This window comes from Pseudovibrio sp. POLY-S9, assembly GCF_001431305.1.
Classification (GTDB): domain Bacteria; phylum Pseudomonadota; class Alphaproteobacteria; order Rhizobiales; family Stappiaceae; genus Pseudovibrio.
This window is the reverse complement of record NZ_LCWX01000260.1, coordinates 92,158-93,509: the sequence shown is the minus strand read 5'-3', so window position 1 is coordinate 93,509 and position 1,352 is coordinate 92,158. Positions and strand designations below refer to the sequence as shown.

Sequence of the window (1,352 nt, the reverse complement as noted above, 5' to 3'; positions counted from 1 at the left end):
TGCGGATGTAGCGCAGCTCATTGATGTAGGAGGCATCGCCAGAGATCTTTTCGTAGGCTTTCGCGATCTCTTCGAACTGAGGCACTAGCTCAGGCGGCAGGAATGCTCCGCCATACTCACCGAAGTAGCCTTCTTTGTTCGGGAACTCTTTTAAATAATTGTCCATCAGCTCACGCTCTCCCAGCCCAATATCTATATGTATGGGACTGATGCTACTTTAAGCCGTGCGGGGCAATCCATCTGGTAATTGGAACTAGTCACTGATTTCTTGGCAGATAAACAAGCACTTAAAGCACCGCATGGCCTTCCATGCAGTGGTGGAACAGAATTCCCGAAAGTCGGGATGAGCAAGGCGGCAGGCAATACCTGCGCTGTTTGTTAAGTTAGTTTCTTCGGCATTGGCTACACGCCTTGCCCGGGCTTTCTTATAATGAACAACGTCGCCTCTTTTGCCTATAAGGCACGATAGTCAGTTTCCTGAAAAGACAATGGCTTATCCAGTTAGGTTTCCCTAGCCAGACAGTTCCTCCGTCTTTGATAGACACTTTCGCAAAAGCAGGTTTTACTGCCGGTGCTCTTGTATCTATCAGCGCGTGATACCCTATAGTCCTGGGCCCTTCCCCTCAAACCATGCGGTCACGTTTGAAGTTCGGTTCACCGGACCACTGCAAGGTGCGTTACGTCTTTCAGCAGCCCCGCCCAACCTACGACAAACTGACGGTCGCTCCGCCAGCAGCCCGTTACGTAGGCATGGGATTAGTATGGGCGCGGTTTGAGGCTGGGGGGATAAGTTTTTACGCAGCCGCATACAGAAACAAAAAAGCCCCGGCACATGGCCGGGGCTTTTCGTATTCCAGAGAGAACTCTGAATTACTTAAGGTCAACGCCGTAGAAGATGTGACCACCGAATGGATCGATCTTGTAGTTTTCGACCTTCACAGAAACTGGCTCAGAAACAACAGAGTGAGCGATGGTTGCCCATGGAGCTTCACGCTTGAAGACCACCTGTGCCTGCTCATAGAGCTTGGTACGCTCAGCAACGTCTGCAGTTACTTTCGCTTTCTGGATCAGGTCTTCAAACTCAGCGTTACACCACTGAGCGCGGTTTGAACCACCAACGCCGTCACAGCCAAGAAGAACTGCGAGGAAGTTGTCCGGGTCACCATTGTCACCAGTCCAGCCGAGCAGAACAGCACCGTCACGGTCTACCTCTTTAGAGCGCTTCAGGTACTCACCCCACTCGTAGGAAACGATCTCAACGTCAACACCAGCCTTTGCGAAGTCGCCCTGCATAACTTCAGCCATACGACGTGCGTTCGGGTTGTAAGGACGCTGAACAGGCATCGCCCAGA

Annotated in this window: 1 protein-coding gene; it reads right to left on the bottom strand. The window is 51.7% G+C overall.

What is annotated here, in order from left to right; genetic code table 11:
• Positions 1-870 precede the first annotated feature (870 nt).
• A partial coding sequence (locus PPL9_RS34570) for an ABC transporter substrate-binding protein (protein ID WP_244273503.1) occupies positions 871-1,352 on the bottom strand: 482 nt, incomplete at its 5' end.